This window comes from Cupriavidus sp. 2TAF22 (assembly GCF_052115045.1).
Taxonomy (GTDB): domain Bacteria; phylum Pseudomonadota; class Gammaproteobacteria; order Burkholderiales; family Burkholderiaceae; genus Cupriavidus.
Genome location: NZ_JBFRFX010000013.1, coordinates 381,588 through 404,708, shown reverse-complemented (window position 1 = coordinate 404,708; position 23,121 = coordinate 381,588). Strand labels below are relative to the sequence as shown.

General features: G+C 68.0%; 21 protein-coding genes and 1 pseudogene. 15 read left to right on the top strand and 7 right to left on the bottom strand.

The genetic code is table 11. The features are described from left to right. Positions 1-4 precede the first annotated feature (4 nt). Positions 5-1,396, top strand: a complete 1,392-nt coding sequence (locus AB4Z48_RS18475) for a YihY family inner membrane protein (RefSeq protein ID WP_441616478.1) — start codon at positions 5-7, stop codon at positions 1,394-1,396. A gap of 39 nt (positions 1,397-1,435) precedes the next feature. On the opposite strand, the gene AB4Z48_RS18470 is transcribed toward AB4Z48_RS18475, so the two are convergent. The 3 genes from AB4Z48_RS18470 to AB4Z48_RS18460 all read right to left on the bottom strand — a co-directional run bounded on the left by AB4Z48_RS18470 (position 1,436) and on the right by AB4Z48_RS18460 (position 3,991). Next, positions 1,436-1,753 (bottom strand): Mpo1-like protein, encoded by a 318-nt coding sequence (locus tag AB4Z48_RS18470; RefSeq protein WP_441616476.1) that lies wholly within the window; start codon positions 1,751-1,753, stop codon positions 1,436-1,438. A gap of 103 nt (positions 1,754-1,856) precedes the next feature. Then, a complete protein-coding gene (locus tag AB4Z48_RS18465) occupies positions 1,857-2,681 on the bottom strand; it encodes an alpha/beta fold hydrolase (RefSeq protein ID WP_441616474.1) in 825 nt (274 codons plus the stop codon). Next, a complete protein-coding gene (locus tag AB4Z48_RS18460) occupies positions 2,681-3,991 on the bottom strand; it encodes an O-acetylhomoserine aminocarboxypropyltransferase (RefSeq protein ID WP_441616472.1) in 1,311 nt (436 codons plus the stop codon). The genes AB4Z48_RS18465 and AB4Z48_RS18460 overlap by 1 nt, the downstream gene beginning before the upstream one ends. 273 nt (positions 3,992-4,264) lie before the next feature. Between AB4Z48_RS18460 and AB4Z48_RS18455 the strand changes: the two genes are divergently transcribed. From AB4Z48_RS18455 to AB4Z48_RS18435, 5 genes and pseudogenes are all read left to right on the top strand, one after another. Next, positions 4,265-4,711, top strand: a complete 447-nt coding sequence (locus AB4Z48_RS18455; protein WP_441616470.1) for a CBS domain-containing protein — start codon at positions 4,265-4,267, stop codon at positions 4,709-4,711. A gap of 175 nt (positions 4,712-4,886) precedes the next feature. Next, a complete protein-coding gene (locus tag AB4Z48_RS18450; RefSeq protein WP_441616468.1) occupies positions 4,887-6,785 on the top strand; it encodes an MFS transporter in 1,899 nt (632 codons plus the stop codon). Between the two features lie 46 nt (positions 6,786-6,831). After that, positions 6,832-7,542, top strand: a complete 711-nt coding sequence (locus tag AB4Z48_RS18445; RefSeq protein WP_441616466.1) for a glutathione S-transferase C-terminal domain-containing protein — start codon at positions 6,832-6,834, stop codon at positions 7,540-7,542. 101 nt (positions 7,543-7,643) lie between these two features. After that, entirely contained in the window at positions 7,644-8,762 is a 1,119-nt protein-coding gene (gene aroC, locus AB4Z48_RS18440) for a chorismate synthase (protein ID WP_441616464.1), read from the top strand. Positions 8,763-8,841: 79 nt separating this feature from the next. Continuing rightward, positions 8,842-10,073: pseudogene (locus AB4Z48_RS18435) on the top strand (MFS transporter); the annotation flags it as partial. Here AB4Z48_RS18435 and AB4Z48_RS18430 read toward each other — a convergent pair. Both AB4Z48_RS18430 and AB4Z48_RS18425 read right to left on the bottom strand, forming a co-directional pair. Next, positions 10,001-11,107 carry an NAD(P)/FAD-dependent oxidoreductase gene (locus AB4Z48_RS18430; protein WP_441616462.1) on the bottom strand — a complete coding sequence of 369 codons (1,107 nt, stop codon included), beginning with the start codon at positions 11,105-11,107 and terminating at the stop codon, positions 10,001-10,003. The pseudogene AB4Z48_RS18435 and the gene AB4Z48_RS18430 sit on opposite strands and share 73 nt — an antisense overlap. A 79-nt stretch (positions 11,108-11,186) precedes the next feature. Next, on the bottom strand, positions 11,187-11,891 hold the full coding sequence (locus tag AB4Z48_RS18425) for a FadR/GntR family transcriptional regulator (protein WP_441616460.1): 705 nt from the start codon (positions 11,889-11,891) through the stop codon (positions 11,187-11,189). A 320-nt stretch (positions 11,892-12,211) separates the two neighbouring features. Between AB4Z48_RS18425 and AB4Z48_RS18420 the strand changes: the two genes are divergently transcribed. Then, positions 12,212-13,108 carry a flagellar brake protein gene (locus AB4Z48_RS18420; protein ID WP_441616458.1) on the top strand — a complete coding sequence of 299 codons (897 nt, stop codon included), beginning with the start codon at positions 12,212-12,214 and terminating at the stop codon, positions 13,106-13,108. Between the two features lie 163 nt (positions 13,109-13,271). Next, the gene (locus tag AB4Z48_RS18415) at positions 13,272-13,607 is read left to right on the top strand and encodes a hypothetical protein (RefSeq protein ID WP_441616456.1); all 336 of its coding nucleotides are present in this window, start codon (positions 13,272-13,274) and stop codon (positions 13,605-13,607) included. Positions 13,608-13,713: 106 nt separating this feature from the next. Here AB4Z48_RS18415 and AB4Z48_RS18410 read toward each other — a convergent pair whose 3' ends face one another. Further along, complete coding sequence (locus tag AB4Z48_RS18410) at positions 13,714-15,393, bottom strand: 4Fe-4S dicluster domain-containing protein (RefSeq protein WP_441616454.1); 1,680 nt, start codon at positions 15,391-15,393, stop codon at positions 13,714-13,716. A gap of 344 nt (positions 15,394-15,737) precedes the next feature. Here AB4Z48_RS18410 and AB4Z48_RS18405 point away from each other — a divergent pair, with 344 nt between their 5' ends. From AB4Z48_RS18405 to AB4Z48_RS18375, 7 genes are all read left to right on the top strand, one after another. Continuing rightward, positions 15,738-16,523, top strand: a complete 786-nt coding sequence (locus tag AB4Z48_RS18405; protein WP_441616452.1) for an SDR family oxidoreductase — start codon at positions 15,738-15,740, stop codon at positions 16,521-16,523. A gap of 290 nt (positions 16,524-16,813) precedes the next feature. Then, positions 16,814-17,443 carry a TRAP transporter small permease gene (locus AB4Z48_RS18400; protein WP_441616450.1) on the top strand — a complete coding sequence of 210 codons (630 nt, stop codon included), beginning with the start codon at positions 16,814-16,816 and terminating at the stop codon, positions 17,441-17,443. Then, positions 17,440-18,744, top strand: a complete 1,305-nt coding sequence (locus tag AB4Z48_RS18395) for a TRAP transporter large permease (protein ID WP_441616448.1) — start codon at positions 17,440-17,442, stop codon at positions 18,742-18,744. The genes AB4Z48_RS18400 and AB4Z48_RS18395 overlap by 4 nt, the downstream gene beginning before the upstream one ends. Positions 18,745-18,856: 112 nt before the next feature. Continuing rightward, positions 18,857-19,885, top strand: a complete 1,029-nt coding sequence (locus tag AB4Z48_RS18390; protein ID WP_441616446.1) for a DctP family TRAP transporter solute-binding subunit — start codon at positions 18,857-18,859, stop codon at positions 19,883-19,885. Positions 19,886-20,158: 273 nt separating this feature from the next. After that, positions 20,159-20,863, top strand: a complete 705-nt coding sequence (locus AB4Z48_RS18385; protein WP_441616444.1) for a DUF2968 domain-containing protein — start codon at positions 20,159-20,161, stop codon at positions 20,861-20,863. Positions 20,864-21,273: 410 nt separating this feature from the next. Further along, on the top strand, positions 21,274-21,921 hold the full coding sequence (locus tag AB4Z48_RS18380) for a hypothetical protein (RefSeq protein WP_441616442.1): 648 nt from the start codon (positions 21,274-21,276) through the stop codon (positions 21,919-21,921). Between the two features lie 61 nt (positions 21,922-21,982). Beyond that, entirely contained in the window at positions 21,983-22,381 is a 399-nt protein-coding gene (locus tag AB4Z48_RS18375; RefSeq protein WP_441616440.1) for an acyl-CoA thioesterase, read from the top strand. 26 nt (positions 22,382-22,407) lie between these two features. On the opposite strand, the gene AB4Z48_RS18370 is transcribed toward AB4Z48_RS18375, so the two are convergent. Further along, on the bottom strand, positions 22,408-22,953 hold the full coding sequence (locus tag AB4Z48_RS18370; protein ID WP_441616438.1) for a LuxR C-terminal-related transcriptional regulator: 546 nt from the start codon (positions 22,951-22,953) through the stop codon (positions 22,408-22,410). Positions 22,954-23,121: the final 168 nt, after the last annotated feature.

The window sequence follows — 23,121 nt, the reverse complement described above, 5'->3', positions numbered from 1 at the left end:
CCGCATGTTCGCCGCCCGCATCGTTCGCCTGCGCAGGGAATGGAATCTGCAGAAACTGCGCGCGCTCACCCGCTACGCGCTGCGTCGCGCGGGCGAGGACCGGCTGCCGCAGGTATCGGCCAGCCTCACCTTCACCACCGTGCTGGCGGTGGTGCCGGTGCTGACGGTGGCATTTGCGCTGCTGGCGGCGTTCCCGGTGTTCCGCGAGTTCCGCAGCGCCATCGAGACCTTCCTGTTCCAGAACCTGATTCCCGGCAACGTCAGCAATTCCATCACCAGCTATCTGGGCCAGTTTGCCAAGAACGCCAAGGGCCTGACCGCGGTCGGCCTGGGCGGCCTGATGGTGACCTCGGTGCTGACCATGCTGACGGTCGAAGACGCGCTCAACGCGATCTGGCGCGTCAAGCAGCGGCGCCCGCTGGCGCAGCGGGTGCTGGTGTTCTGGGCGGTGCTGACGCTGGGGCCGGTGCTGATCGGCGCGAGCCTGTCGATCAGTTCCTACCTGATTTCTGTCTCGGCCGGCTACGTGGGCACCATGCCGCTGGGGCTCGGCCTGATGGTGAGCCTGACGCCGGTGGTGCTGTCCGCGCTCGCCTTCGCCCTCCTGTACATTGCCGTGCCCAATGCCAGCGTGGAATGGCGCGACGCCATCACCGCCGGCCTGGTCGCCGCCCTGGCCTTCGAATGCGCCAAGCGTGGCTTTGGCTATTTCGTCATGCATATCCCGACCTACACGGCGGTCTATGGCACTTTTGCGGCACTCCCCACCTTCTTGCTGTGGATCTACCTGAGCTGGCTCGTCACGCTGCTGGGCGCCACCATCGCAGCCAACCTGCCGGTGATCCGCCAGGGCTACTGGCGGCGCCGCACCTTTGCCGGCAGCGAGTTCTTCGACGCGCTTGGCGTGCTCTACCTGCTGTATCGCGCGCGCGAGGACGTGCCACGCTGCATCGGGGAACTGGATCTCGGGCGCAAGCTGAGGGTGGAAGCCGACTATCTGGCTGGCCTGCTGGGCAAGCTCAAGGCGATGCACCTGGTCGGCAAGCTGGCGCAGGATGGCGGGCAGGCCCATTGGGCGCTGTTGTGCGATCCCGCCCAGGTGACGCTGAGGTCGCTGCACGACAGGCTGGTGCTGAACCTGCCGCGCCTGCCGCGCACGGCGCTGGCGCAGCAACTGGAGGGTGCCGACGTGCTCAAGCAGGTGCTGGACAACCCGCGCCTGGACCAGCCACTGGAGGCCGTGTTCGGGCGCCGGCAGGCGGAGCAAGCTCAGCAAGTGCAGCAGGAAGTGCAGGAAGCGCGGGAGGCGCGGGAAGATGCGTCCGCCTCATCGCCGGCAGCGGGCGCGCGCCGCACGCTGGAGGTGGTGCCGCCGGGCTGGCACGGCCAGATCTGATGGCCTGCGCCGATGGCCTGCGCCGATGGCTGGCGTCGGCTAGAGCGGGATCCTGCCGCGCCAGATGTCGGCGTACATCACCCAGTCCCCCATGAGGCTGTAGAGCGGATGGCGGAACGTGGCGGGGCGGTTCTTCTCGAAGACGAAGTGGCCGACCCAGGCAAAGGCGTAGCCGGAGACCGCCGCCGCGGCCAGCCACCACCAGTTGCCGCTGAGCACCAGCGCCAGCAGGCACAGCAGCGCCACCGTCGACCCCGCGAAATGCAGCCGGCGGCAAGTGAGGTTGCGATGCTCGTTCAGGTAGAACGGGTAGAAGGCGGCGAAGTTCTCGAACTCGCGGGCATGCGCCTGGGACATATCAGGCTCCTTGCTGGGATTCTCGGGTGCTTCCAGTCTAGCCGGGGCGCGGGAAGTGTCCAGAGAGGATCTTCCCGGTCCCCGCGCCCAGGCCGCGGCCCGCTCAGGCCGCCGCCACGACCTTGCGCGCGAACGCAGCCAGCGCGTCCAGCACCTCGTCGGGCCGCTCGCCCATCAGCGCGTGCCCGCACGGCACCGTGACGGTGCTCGCCGACGCCATCCTTGCCGCCAGCGCCTGCGCAGCCTTGGGCGAGGTCATCATGTCCTTGCTGCCGCTGACGAACAGCGCCGGGCAACGCACCGCGGTGGCCGCGGCATCGCCGTTGGCGTAGGCGTTGCAGGCCGAGAAGTCATTGTGGAAGACATGGCCCTGCGGGTTGCGCTGCGCCACGCGCTCCATCAGGCGCTGGCTGCCGCCCTGCATCCACGAGCCCGGCCCTGGCGATGACGGCTTGTTGGCGAGGCTGGAGTGCGACCAGTCGTTGACCATGGCGATGGCCTGGTCCACCTGCTTGAGCGACGCTTCGAGCAGCGCGTCGGACACCTTCATCGGAAAAGCCGTGGCGAGCAGGGCGATGCCGCGCACCGCATCCGGGTGGCGCGCCGCGGTTTCGAGCGCGATCAGCGATCCCATGCTGTGGCCGAACACCAGGGCCGGCGCGGTTACGCCGGCGGCGCGCACCAGCTCCGCCACCCAGTCAGCCATGGCCTCGATGGTCTTGAGCGGCTCGCCTTCGCTGCGGTTGTGGCCAGGCAGGTCTACCGCCAGCACGCCGAAGCCGTGGTGGGCGAACCAGCGCGTCTGCAGGGCCCACACGCTGTGGTCGTTCTGCGCGCCGTGCACGAACACGGCGCACGGCAGGGCCGGGTTGAAGGGTTTGCCGCCGGTATAGGCGTAGGCCTTGCGGCCCGCGATCGTCAGTTCCATCAGGCTTGCCCTCCCTTGCCGCTCATGGCGCGCTCGGCGGCCTTGAGGCCGCGCTTGAGATCGTCGATCAGGTCGTCCGGGTCTTCCAGGCCGACCGACAGGCGGATGGTGCCTTCGCCGATGCCCGCGGCCTGCAGCGCCGCGGCGTCCATGCGGAAGTGCGTGGTCGAGGCGGGATGGATCACCAGCGAGCGGGCGTCGCCCACATTGGCCAGGTGCGAGAACAGCGCGAGGCTTTCGATGAAGCGCTGGCCCGCGGCGCGGTTGCCCTTGAGGTTGAAGCTGAACACGGCGCCCGCGCCACGCGGCAGCAGGCGCTTGGCGAGTTCGTAGTCGGGGTGGGACTCGAGTTCGGGGTAGGCCACTGACTCGACCATCGGGTGCGAGACCAGGAACTGCACCACGCGCCGGGCGTTTTCCACGTGGCGGGCCATGCGCAGCGGCAGGGTCTCGATGCCCTGCAGCAACTGCCAGGCGGCCATCGGGTTGAGGCAGGCGCCGAAATCGCGCAGGCCTTCGCGGCGGGCGCGCAGCAGGAAGGGCGCCACCGTGCTTTCCTCGGTAAACACCATGTTGTGGAAGCCGGCATAGGGCTCGGACAGCTCGGGGAAGCGCCCGGACGCCTCGAAGTCGAAGGTGCCGCCTTCGGCCAGCACGCCGCCGATGGTGGTGCCGTGGCCGCCCAGGAACTTCGTGGCCGAGTGATAGAGCAGGCCGGCGCCGTGGTCGAATGGCTTGAGCAGGTAGGGCGTGGTGAAGGTGGAATCGACCAGCAGCGGGATGCCGTTGTCCCGGCCGAGCTCGGCCAGGGTCGGGATGTCGAGCACGTCGAGGCCGGGATTGCCCAGCGTCTCGCCGAACAGCAGCTTGGTCTCGGGCCGGATGGCCGCGCGCCAGGCGTCGATGTCGCGCGCCTGCACGAAGGTGGTCTCGATGCCGAAGCGGCGCAGCGTGTAGTGCAGCAGGTTGTGCGAGCCGCCGTACAGCGCGCTGGACGCCACCACGTGCGAGCCGGCCCCCATCAGGGTGGCCACCGCCAGGTGCAGCGCGGCCTGGCCCGAGGCCACGCCGATCGCGCCGGCACCGTTCTCCAGCGCCGCGACGCGCTCCTCGAACACCGCCACGGTGGGGTTCGAGATGCGCGAGTAGACATGGCCGGCGCGTTCCATATTGAACAGCGAGGCGGCATGCTCGCTGTCGCGGAAGACGAAGGACGTGGTCAGGTGGATGGGCGTGGCCCGCGCGCCGGTGGCGGGGTCGGGGGCGGCGCCGGCGTGCAGCGCCAGGGTGTCGAAACGGGTACCGGACATGGCTTCCAGGGCAAGAGTTGTCTCCGGTGCGCATCGTAGCATCCGCTGCCGCGCCCCGGGGCGCGGCAAACGAAGCGCCGGGGCGGGTTTCGAGGCCCGCGCGCTTTACTTGGGCGGCCGGTTTCGGCTAGCATCGGCCCATCCGGCGGTGCCGCTCCACGTCCGTGCCGCGCCCGTGCGGGTCGCGGCCGGCAGCGAACCGGCAGCGAACCGGCACGATAGCGGCAGTACACCAGCATATACATACAGTAGATTCAGCAAGCGGAGACCACCATGAAAGTCAGCGACATCCTGCAGATCAAGGGCAATACGCTCTTTACCGTGACGCCTGACACCTCACTGCTGCTGGCGGTCAAGACCATGGCCGAGCACGACATCGGCTCGCTGGTGGTGATGGAGTACGGCGAGCTGGTCGGCATGCTGACCTTCCGCGAAATCATCAATACGCTGGCCGCCAACAACGGTTCGGTGGGTACCTTCAGCCTGCGCAAGGTGATGGACGACGCGCCGCTCACCTGCACCATGGAGACCGACGTCAACGAAGTGCGCCGCATGATGCTGGAGCGCCACACCCGCTACCTGCCGGTGCTGGACAACCGCACCCTGATGGGCGTGATTTCCTTCTACGACGTGGCCAAGGCCGTGGTCGAGGAGCAGAGTTTCGAGAACCGCATGCTCAAGGCCTATATCCGCGACTGGCCGGAAGAAAAGACGGATTGAGATCGGGGGCTGGTGCGCGGCCGCAGTACCGCGGGGCGCCGGACGGGCGGCGCCGCGGCGAAACAAGCGCAAGCAAGCGCCGCGGGCATGCCCGCGGCGGCAGGGCATTGCCAGCAGTGTCGCGGGGGCCTTACCCGGGCTTCCGGTTCGCCGGGGTCACCTTTTTCCTGTCTACATGAGCCAACAAAACCAATTTCGACTGCTCCGCTCGCGCCGTTTCGCCCCGTTCTTCTGGACCCAGTTCCTCGGGGCCATGAACGACAACCTGTTCAAGGTTGCCTTCACTTCCCTCGTCACCTACCACACGGCCCTGTTCGAGGGCGTCGACGCCAAGAGCGCGGCGTTCCTGATCTCCGCCATCTTCATCGCGCCCTTCGTGCTGTTCTCCGCCACCAGCGGGCAGATCGCCGACAAGATCGAGAAGTCCAGGCTGATCCGGCTGGTGAAGACGCTGGAGATCGGCATCATGGCGCTGGGGCTGGCCGGCTTCGCCTGGCACAGCGCGCCGCTGCTCTACCTCGGCACCTTCCTGATGGGCCTGCATTCGACGGTGTTCGGTCCGGTCAAGTTCGCCTACCTGCCGCAGCACCTGGACGAAACGGAGCTGGTGGGCGGCAACGGACTGGTGGAAATGGGCACCTTCGTCGCCATCCTGCTCGGCACCCTGCTGGGCGGCGAGCTGGCCGGCCTCGCGCATGACGGCAAGGTGGTGGGGCCGATCTACGTGGGCGCTGCCTGCGTGCTGCTGGCCCTGGCCGGGCGCATGGTGTCCGCGCGCGTGCCGGATTCGCCGGCGCCGCAGCCGGACCTGCGCATCAACTGGAACCCCTTTACCGAGACCTGGCGCAACCTCGGGCTGGCGCGCACCGACCGCACGGTGTTCCTGAGCCTGCTGGGCATCTCCTGGCTGTGGTTCCTGGGCGCGACCTTCCTGACCTCGTTCTTCAGCTTTGCCAAGGACGTGCTGGGCGGCGACCAGAACGTGGTGACGCTGCTGCTGGCGGTGTTTTCGCTGGGCATCGGCACCGGCTCGCTGCTGTGCGAGCGCCTGTCCGGGCGTCACGTGGAGATCGGGCTGGTGCCGTTCGGCTCGATCGGCATGACGGTGTTCGCGCTGGACCTGTTCTTCGGCAGCCGCGGCGAGCACCATGCCGAGCTTTCCGGGCTGGCCGGCTTCGTCGCCGATCCGGGCCACTGGCGCGTGCTGGTCGACCTGTTCCTGCTGGCAATGTTCGGCGGCTTCTACAGCGTGCCGCTGTACGCGCTGATCCAGAGCCGTTGCGCGCCCACGCACCGCGCCCGCATCATCGCGGCCAACAACATCCTCAACAGCTTTTTCATGATTGCCTCGTCGCTGCTGGCGGTGGTCATGACCCAGGCTGGCTACAGCATCCCGCAGCTGTTCCTGGTGGTGGGGCTGCTCAACGCGGTGGTCGCCATCTACATCTACAGCCTGGTGCCGGAATTCCTGCTGCGCTTCGTCGCCTGGATACTCGTGCACACGGTGTACCGCCTGCAGCAGGTCAACGCCGAGCGCATCCCGGCCGAAGGGCCCGCGGTGCTGGTCTGCAACCATGTCAGCTTTGCCGATGCGGTGGTGCTGATGGCTGGCAGTCCGCGTCCGGTGCGCTTCGTCATGGACTACCGCATCTTCAAGGTGCCGCTGCTGTCGTGGTTCTTCCGCCAGGCCAAGGCGATCCCGATCGCGCCCGCGCACGAAGATCCGCAGATGCTCGAGCGCGCCTACGACGAGGTGGCGCGCGCGTTGGGCGAGGGCGACCTGGTCTGCATCTTCCCTGAAGGCAAGATCACCGCCGACGGCGAGATCAATCCCTTCAAGCAGGGCGTGCAGCAGATCATCCGCCGTACCCCGGTGCCGGTGGTGCCGATGGCGCTGCGCGGGCTGTGGGGCAGCTTTTTCTCGCGCAAGGGCGGTGCGGCCATGTCCAGGCCGTTCCGGCGCGGCATCCTCAACCGGCTCGAACTGGTGGTGGGCGACCCGATCGCGCCGGAGCAGGCCACGCCGGAAAGCCTGCAGCAGGTGGTGCAGGGCCTGCGCGGCGAGTGGCGCTAGGCCGTCGCCAGCCTCCCGCTCAATCCGCCGAAAGGAATCACCAATCGTGATTACGCTCTATACCTTCGGGCCGGCGTTCGGCCTGCCCGACGCCAGTCCCTTTGTCACCAAGGCCGAGATGCTGCTCAAGCTGGCCGGGCTGCCCTACCGCACCGCCCAGGGCGGCCTGCGGCGCGCGCCCAAGGGCAAGCTGCCCTTTCTCGACGACGAGGGCAGGGTGGTGGCGGATTCCACGCTGATCCGCTGGCATCTCGAAAAGACCTACCACGTCGACTTCGACGATGGCCTCTCGCCGGCCGACCGCGGCACGGCCTGGGCCGTGGAAAAGATGCTCGAAGACAACTTCTACTGGGCGGTTGCCGATGCGCGCTGGAACCACGACGGCAATTTCGCCAAGGGTCCGGCCATGTTCTTCCGCGCGGTGCCCTGGCCCCTGCGCGGGCTGGCGATGCGCTTCGTGCGGGCCCGTATTCGCCGCATCCTGTGGGCACAGGGCCTGGGCCGCCATAGCGCGGCCGACCTGGCGGCCATTGCCGCGCGCGACGTGGCCGCCGTGTCCGACCTGCTGGGCGACAAGCCCTTCCTGCTGGGCGAGCGGCCCTGCGGCGCGGATGCCACCGTCTTTGCCTTCATCGCCGGCGCCTTGTGCCCGGTATTCGACACGCCGATCCGCGCGGCGGCGGAGTCGCATCCCAACCTGGTGGCCTACGTGGCACGGATGCGCGGGCGCTACTACCCGGAAGCCGCGTCCGCATAGCGGAATCGGAGGCGCCAGGCAGGGGCGGGGCCGGATGGGCGGCAAAGGCCTTACAATGTAGCCCGTCCTCCAATTTTCACGCGCTGTCGCGGATCTCCATCATGTCCGGCAATACCCTCGGCCTGCTCTTCACAGTCACCACGTTCGGCGAATCGCACGGCCCGGCCATCGGCGCGGTCGTGGACGGCTGCCCGCCGGGCATGGCCCTGACGGAGGCCGACATCCAGATCGACCTGGACCGCCGCAAGCCGGGCACGTCGCGTCACGTCACGCAGCGCCAGGAGGCCGACCAGGTCGAGATCCTGTCCGGCGTGTTCGAAGGCAAGACCACCGGCACGCCGATCTGCCTGCTGATCCGCAACACCGACCAGCGCAGCAAGGACTACGGCAATATCGTCGAGACCTTCCGCCCGGGCCACGCCGACTACACCTACTGGCAGAAGTACGGCATCCGCGACCATCGCGGCGGCGGCCGCTCGTCGGCACGCCTGACCGCGCCGGTGGTGGCGGCGGGCGCGGTGGCCAAGAAGTGGCTGCGCGAGCAGTACGGCACCGAGATCCGGGGCTATATGTCGCAACTTGGCGAGATCCGCGTGCCGTTCACGGACTGGGCCGAGGTGCCGCAGAATCCGTTCTTCGCGGCCAATGCCGAGATCGTGCCGGAGCTGGAAACCTATATGGACGCGCTGCGCCGCGACGGCGACTCCGTCGGCGCGCGCATCGAAGTCGTGGCCAGCGGCGTGCCGGTCGGGCTGGGCGAACCCCTGTTCGACCGCCTCGACGCCGATATCGCGCACGCCATGATGGGCATCAATGCCGTCAAGGGCGTGGAGATCGGCGCCGGTTTCGACAGCGTCAGCCAGCGCGGCAGCGTGCATGGCGACGAACTGACCGCCGAGGGCTTTCGCACCAATAACTCCGGCGGCGTGCTGGGCGGCATCTCGACCGGCCAGGACGTGACCGTCTCGCTGGCGATCAAGCCCACTTCCAGCATCCGCACCCCGCGCGAGTCGATCGACAAGACCGGCCAGCCGGCCACCGTGGAAACCTTCGGCCGCCACGATCCCTGCGTGGGCATCCGCGCCACGCCGATCGCCGAAGCCATGCTGGCGCTGGTGCTGATCGACCATGCGCTGCGCCAGCGCGCCCAGTGCGGCGACGTCAAGGTCGACACGCCGCGCATCCCCGCCCAGGCGCCGCAGTCCGGCCAGCCGCGCTGAGTTGGCGCAGGCCCGGCCGCAGGCCAAGGAGAAGGCCGGTAGCGCGCAGGCCGCGCGCGTCTCCGAGACGCGCTTCGGCTTGTTCTATCTTGGCTACTATGGCTATGTCGGCGTTATCTCGCCCTATGTAAGCCTGTTCTTCGCCGGGCGTGGCTTCACGCCCGTGCAGATCGGCGTGCTGATGGCATGCTTCCAGGTCAGCCGCATCGTCGGACCGTACTTCTGGGGCTGGCTGTCCGATGTCATGCATACCCGGGTGCGGCTGCTGCGCCTGGCCGGCGTCACCGCCTTGCTTGCCTTCCTGATGGTGCCCGGCATTACCAGCTATGGCGGCATGATGGCGATGATGATCGGGCTCAACCTGATCACCAGTGCCATGTCGCCGCTGGGCGACGCGCTCACCATTTCCACGCTGCGCCGCTACGGCGCCTTCGATCACCGCTACGGGCGCATCCGCATGTTCGGTTCGGCCGGCTTTATCGCGGCCGTGCTGCTGGGCGGGGCACTGTTCGAGCGGCTCGGCATGGAAGCCTTCCCGTGGCTGGCGAGCGCCATGCTGGCGCTGTTCCTGGTGGTGGTATTCGGCATGCGCGACGCCGTCGAGGAGGGCCCGCGCGTGAAGCCGCCGCCGGCGCTGCCGCTGCTGCGGCGTGCCGATGTGCGCTGGTTCTTCGGCTCGGCCTTCCTGATGATGTTCGCCCATGCCGCGCTATACGTGTTCTATTCGCTCTACCTGGAGCAGCTCGGCTACAGCAAGTTCGCCATCGGGGTGATGTGGACCATCGGAGTGGTGGCGGAGATCGTGTTTTTCTTCTACCAGGGCCGGCTGTTCGCCGCGCTGCCGCTGCGCGCCATCCTCGCCGGCACCTTCGTGCTGGCCGCGCTGCGTTTCGGGCTGACCGGCTACCTGGCCCGGCTGGCGTGGCTGATGGCGCTGGTGCAGGTGCTGCACGCGGCCACCTTCGGCGCGCATCACAGCGCCAGCCTCAAGCGCCTGCAGCGCTGGTTCGGCGGTCCCTTGCAGGGGCGCGGCCAGGCGCTCTACACCGGGATCTCCTACGGCCTGGGCGGTACCTTGGGCGGCCTGGCGATGGGCTGGACCTGGAAGGCGCTGGGGCCCTCCCATACCTTCGGCCTCGCCGCGCTGGCGGCCGCCGGCGGCGCGTTGTGCGCGCTGATGACTTTCCGGGCCGAGGCCGCCGAGGCTGCCGAGAGCGCCGGCGCCGGAAGCTAGGCGCTCAAAGCAGGCTCGCCACGCGCTCGGCCAGCGCCAGCGATGAGGTGAGCCCCGGCGACTCGATGCCGAACAGGTTGACCAGCCCCGGCACGCCATGGGTGGCCGGGCCGTCGATGCGGAAGTCGGCGGCCGGCTCGCCGGGGCCGCTGATCTTGGGGCGGATGCCGGCATAGCCCGGCTGCAGCGCGCCATCGGCCAGCGCGGGCCAGTAGCGCCGCACTTCGTCGTAGAAGCTGTCCGCGTCGGACGGATCCACGCCGTACTCGATTTCGTCGATCCAGCGCACATTGGGGCCGAAGCGCGCCTGGCCGCCCAGGTCGATGGTCAGGTGCACGCCCAGGCCGGCGGCTTCCGGTACCGGGTAGATCAGCCGCGAGAACGGCGCGCGCCCGGCCAGCGTGAAATAGCAGCCCTTGGCGTAGTACTGCGGAGGAATGTGCGCGGGCGGCATGCCTTCGATGCTGCGCGCCAGCGCCGGTGCCGTGAGCCCGGCGCAATTGATGACAGTACGGGCCAGCAGCGTGGTGTCGGCCGCGCCGTCCGCGCCGCCGACCTCCAGCCGGATGCCGTCCGGCGTGATCGCGCCGCGCGCCACCGGCGACTGTACCGCCAGCATCGCGCCGGCATTCTCGGCGTCGCCCAGCAGGGCCAGCATCAGGCCATGGCTGTCGACGATGCCGGTGGAGGGCGAGAGCAGGGCGGCGTGGCAATGCAGGTTGGGCTCCAGCGCCTGCGCCTCGGCCTGGCTGATCAGCTGCAGGTCGTGCACGCCGTTGGCGGCGGCCTTGGCGCGGATTCCTTCCAGCGTGGCGACCTGGCCCTGCGTGGTCGCCACGATCAGCTTGCCGCAGCGCTGGTGGCTGACGTGGTGCGAGGCGCAATAGTCATAAAGCATCGCCTTGCCACGCACGCACATTTCCGCCTTCAGCGAGCCCGCCGGATAGTAGATGCCGGCGTGGATCACTTCGCTGTTGCGCGCGCTGGTGATGGTGCCGAAGGCATTCTCGGCTTCCAGCACGATTACCTCGCGGCCCTGCATGGCCAGCGCCCTGGCGATCGCCAGGCCCACCACGCCCGCGCCGATCACCACGCAATCTACCTTTTCCATCGTCCTCCCCTTGTGTCGTTGCTTGTGCCGCCGTGCATCGCGCGCCTGGCGGCGGATTCTCTGTCGTCTCGCGGTCGCGTCAGGACTGGCCGAGCTCCAGCCCCATGCGTTTTGCCGCCGCAGCCAGGTGCCGGCGCGCGGCCTGGCGTGCGGCGCTGGCGCTGCCGGCGGCGATGGCTTCGACCAGCGCCGCGTGTTCTCCGTCGGCACCCAGCGAGCCGCCACGAAAGCGCGCGGCGTTTTCCCACGCGGTTTGCCGCGCCGACAGCAGATGCTGGCCGACGAAGTCCGTCAGGCCGGTAAAGCAGGGGTTGTGCGCGGCCTGGGCGATGGCATGGTGGAAGGCTACGTCGGCCGCCGCGGCGCTGGCGAAGTCCTGCCCGTGCTCGCGCATGGCGGCCAGGGCCGCGCGGATGGCTTGCAGGTCGCTCTCCGAGCGGCGCAGGGCAGCCATTTCGGCGCAGGCGCACTCCACCACCATGCGCAGTTCGAACAATTGCACGAGCGTCGGGCCGCCCTGTGGCGCGCTGGGCATGCGCCATACCTGGCCGCCAGGGGTCTGCGAGACATAGGCGCCGGAGCCTTTGCGGGTGACCAGCACGCCGTCCGCCTTCAACTGCGCGATGGCTTCGCGCACGATGGGGCGGCTCACGCCGAAGGTCTCGCCCAGCGCGGCCTCGGCCGGCAGGCGGGCGCCGGCGGCGAAGCGGCCGGTGGCGATGTCGGCGCGCAGGGCATCGGCAATGCGGGAGGCCAGCGATTCGGGGCGGTTCAGGATTGTCATGGTTATCTGTAAGGCTGTCAGACAGCTTTACGGCATTCTCGGCGGAAAGCCGGCCGGCGTCAAGGCGCAAGGCTGATGCGGTGCAAGCCGGTGCTCAAGGTTTTCCGGCGGCGGCCGATAGCAAGTCAGATGAGATGCGCTATTCACCTGGGACATCGCGGACGCCTGCATGGCGGTCCGCCCGCGCGGTTTGGCGGCGGCCCCGGGCAGCCGCATCACGCGCTGAGCGCTTCGCTAGGTGGCGGCCGGGGGGCATGCGTCCCGCCGGCTTGCCGTTGGATCTGTCACGTCCCACAGATGGGCGTCTACCGCTGCTTCCCATGATTGCACTTACTCCTGACGATCTCCCGGTTGGCCAGCCGTTGCCCTGGTCCTTGCTGGACGAAAGCGGAAACCTCGTGCTCGGCAGCGGCAGCGTGATCCCCGAGGATCGCGACGTCGCGCTGGTGTTCCGCCACGGCGCGGTCTGCCGGCCCGCGGACGAACCCGGCGAACCCGCCGACAACGAGCGCCAGGCCAGCGCCGGGCCCTTTGGCCTGCAGGTCGGCACGCTGCTGCAGATCAAGACCCAGGGCCATGTCGGCCGCGCGGCGGCCAGCCGCCTGATCGGCTTTGTCGACCAGGGCATGTTCGTGACCTGGCCGCAGCTGGGCGGCAAGGAGCTGCAGATGAAGCCGGGGGAAACCGTGCTGCTGCGTGGCTTCTCCGGCCACGCCATTCTCAGCTTCGAATGCACGGTGACCGCGATCTGCCGCAGTCCGTTCCGCTATCTGGTCTTGTCCGCGCCGGCGCAGATGCAGCAGTTGCCGGTGCGCAAGGCAACCCGCGTGCCGACACGGCTGGCTGCCTATATGGTGGACCCGGGGAGCGCAGAGGAGGGCGCCGCTGAAGAGGCCGGCGCGCCGCACGAGCGCAAGGCGTCGCGGCTGGTGATGCTGACCGACCTCAGCACCGGCGGCGCGCAGATCGAGGCCGCCGATGCCGTGCCCGCGCCCGGCACGCCGGTGCGGCTGTGCTTCCACTTGCGGACCGCCGCGCTCGACAGCGAGATCATGGTCGATGGCGTGGCGCGCAACGCGACCCCGATCTCCGCCGCTTCCGGCTTCCCGGTGTTCGGCGTGGCCTTCGACGTGCTGGGCGAGCGCGAGCTGACCCTGCTGCAGTGCTATATCTACGAGCAGTTGCTGACCAGCGCCAGCATGCAGGTCCCGGCCTGATGGCGCAGTGCCGCCGGCCCGTTCATGCCGGCGTTTGGAGTCAACCGCCTAACGCGCCATCTTGCCGCCAACGCGCGCTTCGTCTTTACTGCTCGCAGCAGAAAAACAGGGGCGCGGACGGGCCTGCCGGCCTTGGTCGTCGCCGCGCCCGACAGGAGACCGTATGAAGCGCAATATTCGTTGCGGCGCGCGCCTGTGCGCGCTTGCCGCGGCTTGCCTGTTTGCCGTTGCCATGCCGGCGGCCGGTGGCGTGATTGCCATGTCGCCGGACGAGGTGGCGACGCGTACCGCGATCGGCGCGCAAGGCCGTGGTGGTGTGGCCGAGGCGGTGCTGGAGTTGATCGACGGCATCGGCCAGGTGCCGCTGGCCGGCCCGGCTCTGGTGAGCCTGATCGCCGGCGTGGCGGATGTGATCGGGTGGATGGGGGAAGCCTCCGAGGACAGGCCGCTCTTCCACGATTCACTGACGTTGCCGCAGACGCAGGCATCGAGGGCCTGAGGCGGCCGGGCCAGTTATCCCGCCAACAAAAAACGGCACCGGGTTACGGTGCCGTTTTTTTGTTGCCGCGCCCCGGGGCCCGAAGGCAAGGGGGCGCCGCGCTGGCTTACATGCCCACGTAGTTCGGGCCGCCGCCGCCTTCCGGCGTCACCCACACGATGTTCTGCGTGGGGTCCTTGATGTCGCAGGTCTTGCAGTGCACGCAGTTCTGCGCATTGATCTGCAGGCGTTCCTTGCCGTCGTCGTTCTTGACGAACTCGTACACGCCGGCCGGGCAGTAGCGGCTCTCAGGGCCGGCGAACTTGTCCCAGTTGACGTTGACCGGCACGCTGGCGTCCTTCAGCGTCAGGTGGGCCGGCTGGTTTTCCTCGTGGTTGGTGTTGCTGATGAACACCGAGCTGAGGCGGTCGAAGGTCAGCTTGCCATCCGGCTTCGGATAGGCGATCTGCTCGCATTCGGCGGCTGGCTTGAGGTAGACGTGGTCCGGCTTGGTGCGGTGGATGGTCCAGGGCGGGTTGCGGATGCCAAGCTTGGGCAGCAGCCATTGCTCGATGCCGGTCATCAGCGTGGCGGTGGTGCGGCCCTTCTTGAACCACTGCTTGAAGTTCTTGGCCTGCAGCAGTTCCTTGTGCAGCCAGCTGTTCTCGAACGCCACCGGGTAGGCTGTCAGCTCGTCGTGCTGGCGGCCGGCCTGCAGGGCGTCGTAGGCGGCTTCGGCGGCCATCATGCCGGTCTTGATGGCGGCGTGGCTGCCCTTGATGCGCGACGCGTTCAGGTAGCCGGCGTCGCAGCCGACCAGCGCGCCGCCCGGGAACACGGTCTTGGGCAGCGACAGCAGGCCGCCGGCGGTGATGGCGCGCGCGCCGTAGCCGATGCGCTTGCCGCCTTCGAAGTACTTGCGGATCTCCGGGTGGGTCTTGAAGCGCTGGAATTCCTCGAACGGCGACAGCCAGGGATTGGTGTAGTCCAGGCCGACCACGAAGCCGACCGCCACCTTGTTGTCTTCCATGTGGTAGAGGAAGGAGCCGCCGTAGGTGGCCGGGTCCAGCGGCCAGCCGGCGGTGTGCACCACCAGGCCGGGCTGGTGCTTGGCGGGATCGATCTCCCACAGCTCCTTCAGGCCGATGCCGTAGCTCTGCGGGTCCTTGCCGTCGTCGAGCTTGAAGTGGGCGATCAATTGCTTGCCGAGGTGGCCGCGCGCGCCTTCGGCGAAGATGGTGTACTTGGCGTGCAGCTCCATGCCGAGCTGGAAGTTCTCGGTGGGCTCGCCGTCCTTGTCGATCCCCATGTTGCCGGTGGCCACGCCCTTGACCGAGCCGTCCTCGTTGTAGAGCACTTCGGCGGCCGGGAAGCCCGGGAAAATCTCGATGCCGAGCGCTTCGGCCTGCTGGCCGAGCCAGCGCACGAAGTTCGACAGGCTGACGATATAGTTGCCGTGGTTCTGGAAGCAGTCGGGCAGCAGCGGGGCGCCCTTGGCGCCGGTTTCATCGAGGAACAGGAACTTGTCCTCGGTCACGGGCTGGTTCAGCGGCGCGCCCAGTTCCTTCCAGTTGGGGAACAACTCGTTCAGCGCGCGCGGGTCCATGATGGCGCCGGACAGGATATGGGCGCCGGGCTCGGAGCCTTTTTCCAGCACGCATACGTTGACGTCGTTGCCTTTCTCCTGGGCGAGTTGCTTCAGGCGGATGGCGGTTGCCAGGCCGGCGGGACCGCCGCCGACGATGACAACGTCGTATTCCATGGCCTCGCGGGGGCCGTATTGCTCCAGGAGCTGCTGCTGATTCATTGTCTCTAACCCTCTATTCTTGGCAACTTGCGCGCAATTGTGGGAAATCCGTGTGCGGTGATTCGGGGAATGCGGTGGCCGGGCCGGTCAAGGCGACGCGGAAAGTGGTGGCGCAGAGCCAATCGCGGCCATCTGCGCGTTTTTCCTCTTTCCCTTTGAGGCCCGAGTTCTTAGAATCTCCGGCATTGTCCGGGACTCGCCATGGTCAGGCAAGATTTTTTTTGGAACGACCGTTCTTTTTTTTGATATGCTGCCTTTCGTTTTGCCAGGCAGTTTTCGTGAGGAGCGCCCCCCGGCCCGGGCCATGGCAGGTGACGGCGGGGGCTCCGAATATAGAGGTCATCATGGGTTTGTCGATCAATCTGGAAGGCAAGGTTGCGCTGGTAACGGGCGCTTCGAGCGGTCTGGGCACGCGCTTTGCCCACGTCATGGCGGCCGCGGGCGCCAAGGTGATACTGGCATCGCGCCGTACCGAGCGTCTCAAGGAGCTGCGCGCCGCGATCGAGGCCGAAGGCGGCAGCGCCCATGTGGTGCGGCTTGACGTGACCGATCCGGACAGCATCCGCGCCGCGGTGGCGCACGCCGAGACCGAGGCCGGCGCGATCGATATCCTGGTCAACAATTCGGGCGTCTCCACCACGCAGAAGCTGACTGATGTGACGCCGGACGACTTCGATTTCGTCTTCGACACCAACACGCGCGGCGCTTTCTTCGTGGCGCAGGAAGTGGCAAAGCGCATGATCGCGCGCGCCAAGGGCGCCGAGAAGAACGGCAATCCGCTGCCGCAGTCGCGCATCGTGAACATCGCCTCGGTGGCGGGGCTCAAGGTGCTGTCGCAGATCGGCGTGTACTGCATGAGCAAGGCGTCGGTGGTGCACATGACCAAGGCCATGGCGCTCGAATGGGCGCGCCACGGCATCAACGTCAATGCGATCTGCCCGGGCTATATCGATACCGACATCAATCACCATCACTGGGATACCGATGCCGGCCAGAAGCTGATCCAGATGCTGCCGCGCAAGCGCGTGGGCAAGCCGGAAGATCTCGATGGCCTGCTGCTGCTGCTGGCCTCCGACCAGTCGCAGTTCATCAACGGCGCGGTGATCACCGCCGACGACGGCATGGTGTAAGCGGACGCGGGCGGCTTCGCCCGCGTCCTGCCAGGCCGGTCCCGCTGCGCGCCAGAAGTGCGGGCGGGACGCGCGTTTTCCCGGCCCAGGGCTTATCCGGTCCCCTTGGGCGCGAGGCGCGAATGGCCTGGCGGCAGCCCGGCCTGCGGTCGCTGGCGGGCGTAAAAATTCCCCCATGTTGCGCAGACTTGGCATAATCCGCCATGTCTTGAGATTAAGTCTTTACATAATTCAGAAGAAAATCCGCAAGCGGCCGGCGTGCCGCGCGGACCGGACCGGAGGCCGGGGAGATGCAAGCAGACAGGGAGGGGCGGCGCGATGCCGGCCCGCAACACGTCACGGCCGTGCCGGACGAAGCTGGTGCCAGCCAGCCACTGGAAAACACCACGGACGGCGGCGACATCGGTTTCAGGGTCCCGCCGCGCATCGAGGACTGGATCGGCGTGATCGTCATGGCGCTGCTGGTGTGCATCACGTTCGCCAATGTGGTGGTGCGCTATTTCACCGACGAATCGTTTGCCTGGACCGAGGAATTCTCGGTCTTCCTGATGATCGTGCTGGCCCTGGTGGCCGGCAGCGCGGCGGTGGCGCGCGACCGCAATATCCGCATCGAGTTCTTCTTCGAGCGCGGCAGCGCGGCGCGGCAACGGCGCCTTGGCGTGTTCTCGGCACTGATGGTGGCGGTCATGTTCGTCGCGCTGGCGGTGCTGGGCGCGCGCGTGACGTGGGACGAGTACGCCTTCGGCGAAACGTCGCCCGGCATCGGCATCCCGAGCTGGTGGTACTCGGTCTGGCTGCCGGTGCTGTCGGGGGCCATCGCATTGCGGGCGTTGGGCCTGGCGGCGCGCAACCTGCGCGCGCTCAGGGCGCTGCATGCGCAGCGCGTCAATGGCGCGCCGGCGTCGGAGTCCGCGCCATGACTCTCGTTGCGATTACCTTGTTCGTGGTGTTCCTCGGGCTGATGATGCTCGGGGTGCCGATCGGCGTCTCGCTGGGCCTTGGCGGCCTGGTGGCGATCGGCCTGTCCAACCTCGACACGCAGATGTTCGGCCTGCTGGCCGTGCCGCAGAATTTCTACGCCGGGCTGGCCAAGTATCCCTTGCTGGCCATCCCGATGTTCGTGCTGGTCGGCTCGATCTTCGACCGCTCCGGCGTGGCGCAGCGGCTGGTCACCTTCGCCATTGCCATCGTCGGCCGCGGCCCCGGCATGCTGCCGCTGGTGGCGATCCTGGTGGCGATGTTCCTGGGCGGCATCTCGGGCTCCGGCCCGGCCAACGCGGCGGCGGTGGGCGGCGTGATGATCGCGGCGATGTCGCGCGCGGGCTATCCCGGCGCGTACAGCGCGGCCGTGGTCGGCGCGGCCGCCGCTACCGACATCCTGATCCCGCCCTCGGTGGCCTTCATCATCTACAGCGTGCTGGTGCCCGGCGCCTCGGTGCCGGCACTGTTTGCCGCCGGCATGATCCCCGGCATCCTGGCCGGCTTGGCGCTGATCGTGCCGGCGGTGTGGCTGGCGCGCAAGCACAATATGGGCGCCATCGAGGCCGGCTTGCCGCGCCCGCCGTTCTGGAAGAGCCTGCGCGAGGCGGCCTGGGGCCTGGTCGCGCCGTTCCTGATCCTGGGCGGCATGCGCGCGGGCTGGTTCACGCCGACCGAGGCCGCCGTGGTGGCGGTGGTGTACGGCCTGTTCGTCGGCATGGTGATCTACCGCAGCATCGGCATGCGCGACCTCTTCGTGATCTTCCAGGAGGCGGCGGAGACCTCCGCGGTGATCTTGCTGGTGGTGGCGCTGGCCGGCATCTTCGCCTATGCGCTGTCCACGCTCGGCGTGATCGATCCGCTGGCCAATGCCATCGCGCATTCCGGCCTGGGCGAGTACGGCGTGCTGGCGCTGATCGTGGCCTTGCTGATGACGGTGGGGATGTTCCTCGACGGCATCTCGATCTTCCTGATCTTCGTGCCGCTGCTGCTGCCGATCGCCAACGCCTTCCACTGGAACCCGGTGTGGTTCGGCGTGGTGCTCACGCTCAAGGTGGCGCTGGGGCAGTTCACGCCGCCGCTGGCGGTGAACCTGATGGTCTCGTGCCGGATCGCGCGCGTGCGCATGGAAGAGACCGTGCCCTGGGTGGTCTGGATGCTGCTGGCCATGTTCATCGCCATGCTGATGGTGCTGGCCTATCCGCCGCTGGCGACCTGGCTGCCGGACCGTCTCGGTTATTGAGCGGCATTGACCGTGTTGCGACGGGGCGGCGATGCTGCCCCGGCCGCCATCCGCGGGCAGTGCTGGAGCAGTACATAAGAAACGCACAACACATCCTGAGAGGAGAGAACAGATGAAACGTCGTGCCCTGATGCTGTCGCTGGCAGCCACCATCGCCGCCGCTGCCCTCGCGCCCGCTGGCGCCATGGCGCAGAGCTACAAGTCCGAATACAAGATGTCGCTGGTGCTCGGTCCCGCGTTCCCGTGGGGCAAGGGCGGCGAGATCTGGGCCGACCTGGTGCGCCAGCGCACCAGCGGCCGCATCAATATCAAGCTCTACCCGGGTACTTCGCTGGTGGCCGGCGACCAGACCCGCGAGTTCTCGGCGATCCGCCAGGGCGTGATCGACATGGCGGTAGGCTCGACCATCAACTGGTCGCCCCAGGTCAGGGAACTGAACCTGTTCTCGCTGCCGTTCCTGATGCCGGACTACAAGGCGCTGGACGCGCTCACGCAAGGCGATGTCGGCAAGTCGATCTTCGCCACGCTGGACAAGGCCGGCGTGGTGCCGCTGGCCTGGGGCGAGAACGGCTTCCGCGAAGTCTCCAACTCCAAGCATGAGATCCGCAAGCCGGAAGATCTCAAGGGCATGAAGCTGCGCGTGGTGGGCTCGCCGCTGTACATCGAGACCTTCAACGCACTGGGCGCCAACCCGACGCAGATGAGCTGGGCCGATGCGCAGCCGGCCATGGCTTCGGGCGCGGTGGACGGCCAGGAGAACCCGCAGTCGGTGTTCGCCGCCGCCAAGCTCTACACCGTGGGCCAGAAATTCGTCACCACCTGGGGCTACGTGGCCGACCCGCTGATCTTCGTGGTCAACAAGCAGATCTGGGAAAGCTGGACCCCGGCCGACCGCGAGATCGTCAGGCTTGCTGCCATCGACGCCGGCAAGCAGGAGACGGCACTGGCGCGCAAGGGCCTGGTGGAAGCCGGCGCCCCGGCCTGGAAGGACATGGAGACCCATGGCGTGAAGGTGACCCAGCTGACGCCGGCCGAGCACGACGCTTTCCGCAAGGCGACCGCCAAGGTCTACGACAAGTGGAAGAAGCAGATCGGTACCGACCTGGTGGCCAAGGCGGAAGCCTCGATCGCCAAGCGCTGAGCGCAACGGTCGTTCATGCTTGGTCCAAAGGTTTGGTCCAAAGGGGGGGAGGCTGACGCTTCCCCCCTTTTTTGTTGCGAGGTAAGGCTGCATTTGCTATCAAGCGTGACAAAACGCGGCCGTTAATACACATGCTTGCTAGAATTCGCCGGTGACCGTGTGCGCGTGGCGCATCATCGCGGTCGCGACGGTGTCCTTGGCATGCTGCCGTGGCTTTGCCGCCATGGTTATGTCCCAGAACCCGAACCCTCGCCCAGTCCAAGCCGGAACGCCATGTTGAACAACTCCCGCCGCGCCCCCTTGCTAGCCAGCCTGATCGGCCTGGCGTTGTCGATGTCCGCCGCTGGCGTGCTGGCGGCCGTCGAGCCCGTAACGGCATCGGCAGCGTCGCTGGGCGCGGGTGCGGCACCGGCCGACAACCTGCAGGCGTCGTCTGCCTCGCTGGGGCTGGTGTCCGAACTGCAGCAGCGCTTGCGCGACCGCACCGTGCGCGAGCTGCGCACCAGCTACAACGGCGACTACGGCACCACCCTGATGCTGGCCGACGATCAGGTGGTGTGCTACGTGGCGCTGTTCTATCAGAAGAATCTGTGGCGGGTCTTCCGCTTCGAGTCGATCGGCGCCGCCGAGCAGGCTTACCGCCAGGTGACCAGGCAGAGCGCGGCCTGGGCCAGCGATGATATCCGGCGCCAGGTGCTGGCATCGCAGAAGCGTGCCTATGACCGTGCCTTGCAGGACACCGAGGCGCGTGCCAACGCCCTCAATGAAGACCTGCGGGTGATGCAGGCCCAGCGCCAGCGCATTGCCGAAGAGCAGCAGGCCAACCGTGCCGAAGTGCAGAGCGCCGAAGTCGAGAGCCGTGCTTCGCGCGTCCGTCTGGATCAGTTGCAGCAGCAGATCCGCCGCATGGAGTCTTCGCTGGTGGATTCTGGCCTGGCCTCGCCGCCGGCGCACGGCAGCCGCCAGCCGCGCCACTGAGCGGCCGGGCCGCCCGCCACCTGTGGCGCGGGCTGCCGGCAGTTCGTCCCGATCCGCCGGACTTGCCGCCGGTGGCGCCGCGGGTGGAGCCCATCCCGCCTCCCCTGCGGCTGATGCCGAAGCCGTCCTCCGCTGGCGGCGTTTTCCGAATTTTCCCCAGCCAGAATGCGTTTCGTCCGAATCGCATGCCGTCGTCGCGGGCCTAAGATCCTGCGCTGACAGTTTCTTCCGGACGGGCCGGCGAGACTGTGTCGCCATCGCGCTCCAGGGGGTACGCCGTGTCCCGTTCCAGCTCTCTCGCCAGATCTGTCACCAGTCCAGCTGCCAACCGAGCTTCCAGCCCGGCTTCCGGCGCCTCGCCGTTGCCGGCAAGCCATGACGTGCCGCCGCCGTGGGGTACGAATTTCGCGGTGCGCGAGTCGCTTGAGGCCATGCGCACCGCCGCCGTCAGGCGGCATCTGGCGGAAGCCGGACCGCGCCAGGCACGCGTGCTGCGCCTGGCGCGGCAGCGCAGCCTGGTGGCCGGCACCCTGGGCGGGGGCATGCTGGTGCTGGTGGCCTGGCTTGCCAGCGTGGCGTTGCGCGACGAAGCCTCGCCGGCCGTCCTGACGAAGCAGGCGCCGGCTGTGGCTGCCCCGGAGACGCCGGCTGTGGTTGCCCCGCAATCGCCGGTGCCGGTGCCCGTGGCGCAGGGCGAGCCGGAAGCTGTCCCGTCCTTCGTCCCCGAGGCCGTCGCGGCCGTTGCGGCCGTGTCGCCGCTGGTTTCGGCATTTGCCGCCGCCGCCCGGCCTCCCGTCCCACTCGGTGCCGCCGCCCCCGCCGCGAATGCGCCGCAGGTCGAGCCCCGGTTGCCGATGCGGCCGCGGCCGGTGCCGGCGCGAGCCGTGGCCAGCCGCAACGATTTCGGGCACTACGGCGTTGCCGTCGATCCGGCCGGCGACGACGAGGCGCCGGAGTCCGGCGCCTTCGAGGGCTGGCCACGTCCCAGCGCGTCTGCCTACCTGCCGCCCGATACGCCATTCGAATTGCCCGCGCACACCCGCCTGAGCGGCGGCTGAGGCCTGGAATCATCGCTTTGGCCGATGGAAGCAACGCGCCACGGGTGGTAGGCTAGCGGCCATGAAACCCGTATTCACTCTGCGCATGCCCATCCGGTGGGGCGACATGGACGCCATGGGCCATGTCAACAACACGGTCTACTTCCGCTACCTGGAACAGGCGCGCATCGCCTGGTTCGAGTCGCTCGGGCATGGCGGCAAGGATGCCGCCGGCCACGGCCCGGTCATCATCAATGCGCACATGACCTTTATCCGGCAGCTGCGCTATCCCGGCGACATCGAGTGCCGCATGTCCGCCGGCGAACTGGGCCGCACCAGCTTCGAGACCCGCATGGAGATCCGCCGCACGGACCAGCCTGACGTGGTCTACGCCGAGGGCGGCGCCAAGGTGGTGTGGTGCGACTACGAGGCGGAAAAATCGGTTCCGGTACCGGCGGCGATCCGGGCGCTGATGGCGTAGGGCCGGGCGGGGCGCTACCGCGCCGCTCAGTGGTTGACCAGGCGCTGCACCAGGTCCACCGCGGTGTGGGCCCCGTATTTCTTCATCAGGCGCGCACGGTAGATGTCCACGGTGCGCGGGCTGATCGACAGCAGCTTGCCGATCTGCTTGCTGGTCTTGCCGTCCACCAGCTGCGCGGCAATATCGCGCTCGCGCGCCGTCAGTTCGGCGGTGACGGGACGCTTCTGCGAGAGATCCTCGAAGGTCCAGATGCCCGCGCCAAGCGGAGTCTGTCGGTCCAGCGAGCGGCCGGTGACGTGGCACCAGAACAGTTCGCCTCCGGCGCGCTTCATGATGCGCTCGTCCGAGTAGGCTCCCTTTGCGTTCATGATCGGCACGATCCGTGCGCCGGTGCGCTCGAATTCGTCGGCGGTGGGGTAGAGTACCTGGAACGATTCCCCGAGCAGTGCCTGCCGCGTGGTGCCGAAGATGCGGCACAGCTCGTCGTTGCAGTCCTCTATCACGCGCTCGCGCGACAGCACGAGTCCGACGGGGGCGAGCTGGAAGGCGGTCTGGTAGTCGATGGCGGACATTGGCTTATGTAGTTTTACGTATTGGCGCGGGATGCCGCCCATGCGTATGCTGTCGGACGTTGGGCAGCGGGCGATCTCCGCCCGATTGTACCGTTACAATTTCCCTGCGTGGCTCGCCGGCGGCACTCCGGAAGGCGGGCGCAGCGACAGGAAAATCACCGAGGAAGG

Coding starts and splice junctions, on each gene's coding strand:
- AB4Z48_RS18415 (WP_441616456.1), top strand. CDS start 13,272: ATGAAGCGCAATATTCGTTGCGGCGCGCGCCTGTGCGCGCTTGCCGCG.
- AB4Z48_RS18420 (WP_441616458.1), top strand. CDS start 12,212: ATGATTGCACTTACTCCTGACGATCTCCCGGTTGGCCAGCCGTTGCCC.
- AB4Z48_RS18390 (WP_441616446.1), top strand. CDS start 18,857: ATGAAACGTCGTGCCCTGATGCTGTCGCTGGCAGCCACCATCGCCGCC.
- AB4Z48_RS18395 (WP_441616448.1), top strand. CDS start 17,440: ATGACTCTCGTTGCGATTACCTTGTTCGTGGTGTTCCTCGGGCTGATG.
- AB4Z48_RS18405 (WP_441616452.1), top strand. CDS start 15,738: ATGGGTTTGTCGATCAATCTGGAAGGCAAGGTTGCGCTGGTAACGGGC.
- AB4Z48_RS18370 (WP_441616438.1), bottom strand. CDS start 22,953: ATGTCCGCCATCGACTACCAGACCGCCTTCCAGCTCGCCCCCGTCGGA.
- AB4Z48_RS18385 (WP_441616444.1), top strand. CDS start 20,159: ATGTTGAACAACTCCCGCCGCGCCCCCTTGCTAGCCAGCCTGATCGGC.
- AB4Z48_RS18465 (WP_441616474.1), bottom strand. CDS start 2,681: ATGGAACTGACGATCGCGGGCCGCAAGGCCTACGCCTATACCGGCGGC.
- aroC (WP_441616464.1), top strand. CDS start 7,644: ATGTCCGGCAATACCCTCGGCCTGCTCTTCACAGTCACCACGTTCGGC.
- AB4Z48_RS18460 (WP_441616472.1), bottom strand. CDS start 3,991: ATGTCCGGTACCCGTTTCGACACCCTGGCGCTGCACGCCGGCGCCGCC.
- AB4Z48_RS18470 (WP_441616476.1), bottom strand. CDS start 1,753: ATGTCCCAGGCGCATGCCCGCGAGTTCGAGAACTTCGCCGCCTTCTAC.
- AB4Z48_RS18475 (WP_441616478.1), top strand. CDS start 5: ATGTTCGCCGCCCGCATCGTTCGCCTGCGCAGGGAATGGAATCTGCAG.
- AB4Z48_RS18425 (WP_441616460.1), bottom strand. CDS start 11,891: ATGACAATCCTGAACCGCCCCGAATCGCTGGCCTCCCGCATTGCCGAT.
- AB4Z48_RS18400 (WP_441616450.1), top strand. CDS start 16,814: ATGCAAGCAGACAGGGAGGGGCGGCGCGATGCCGGCCCGCAACACGTC.
- AB4Z48_RS18430 (WP_441616462.1), bottom strand. CDS start 11,107: ATGGAAAAGGTAGATTGCGTGGTGATCGGCGCGGGCGTGGTGGGCCTG.
- AB4Z48_RS18410 (WP_441616454.1), bottom strand. CDS start 15,393: ATGAATCAGCAGCAGCTCCTGGAGCAATACGGCCCCCGCGAGGCCATG.
- AB4Z48_RS18455 (WP_441616470.1), top strand. CDS start 4,265: ATGAAAGTCAGCGACATCCTGCAGATCAAGGGCAATACGCTCTTTACC.
- AB4Z48_RS18450 (WP_441616468.1), top strand. CDS start 4,887: ATGAGCCAACAAAACCAATTTCGACTGCTCCGCTCGCGCCGTTTCGCC.
- AB4Z48_RS18375 (WP_441616440.1), top strand. CDS start 21,983: ATGAAACCCGTATTCACTCTGCGCATGCCCATCCGGTGGGGCGACATG.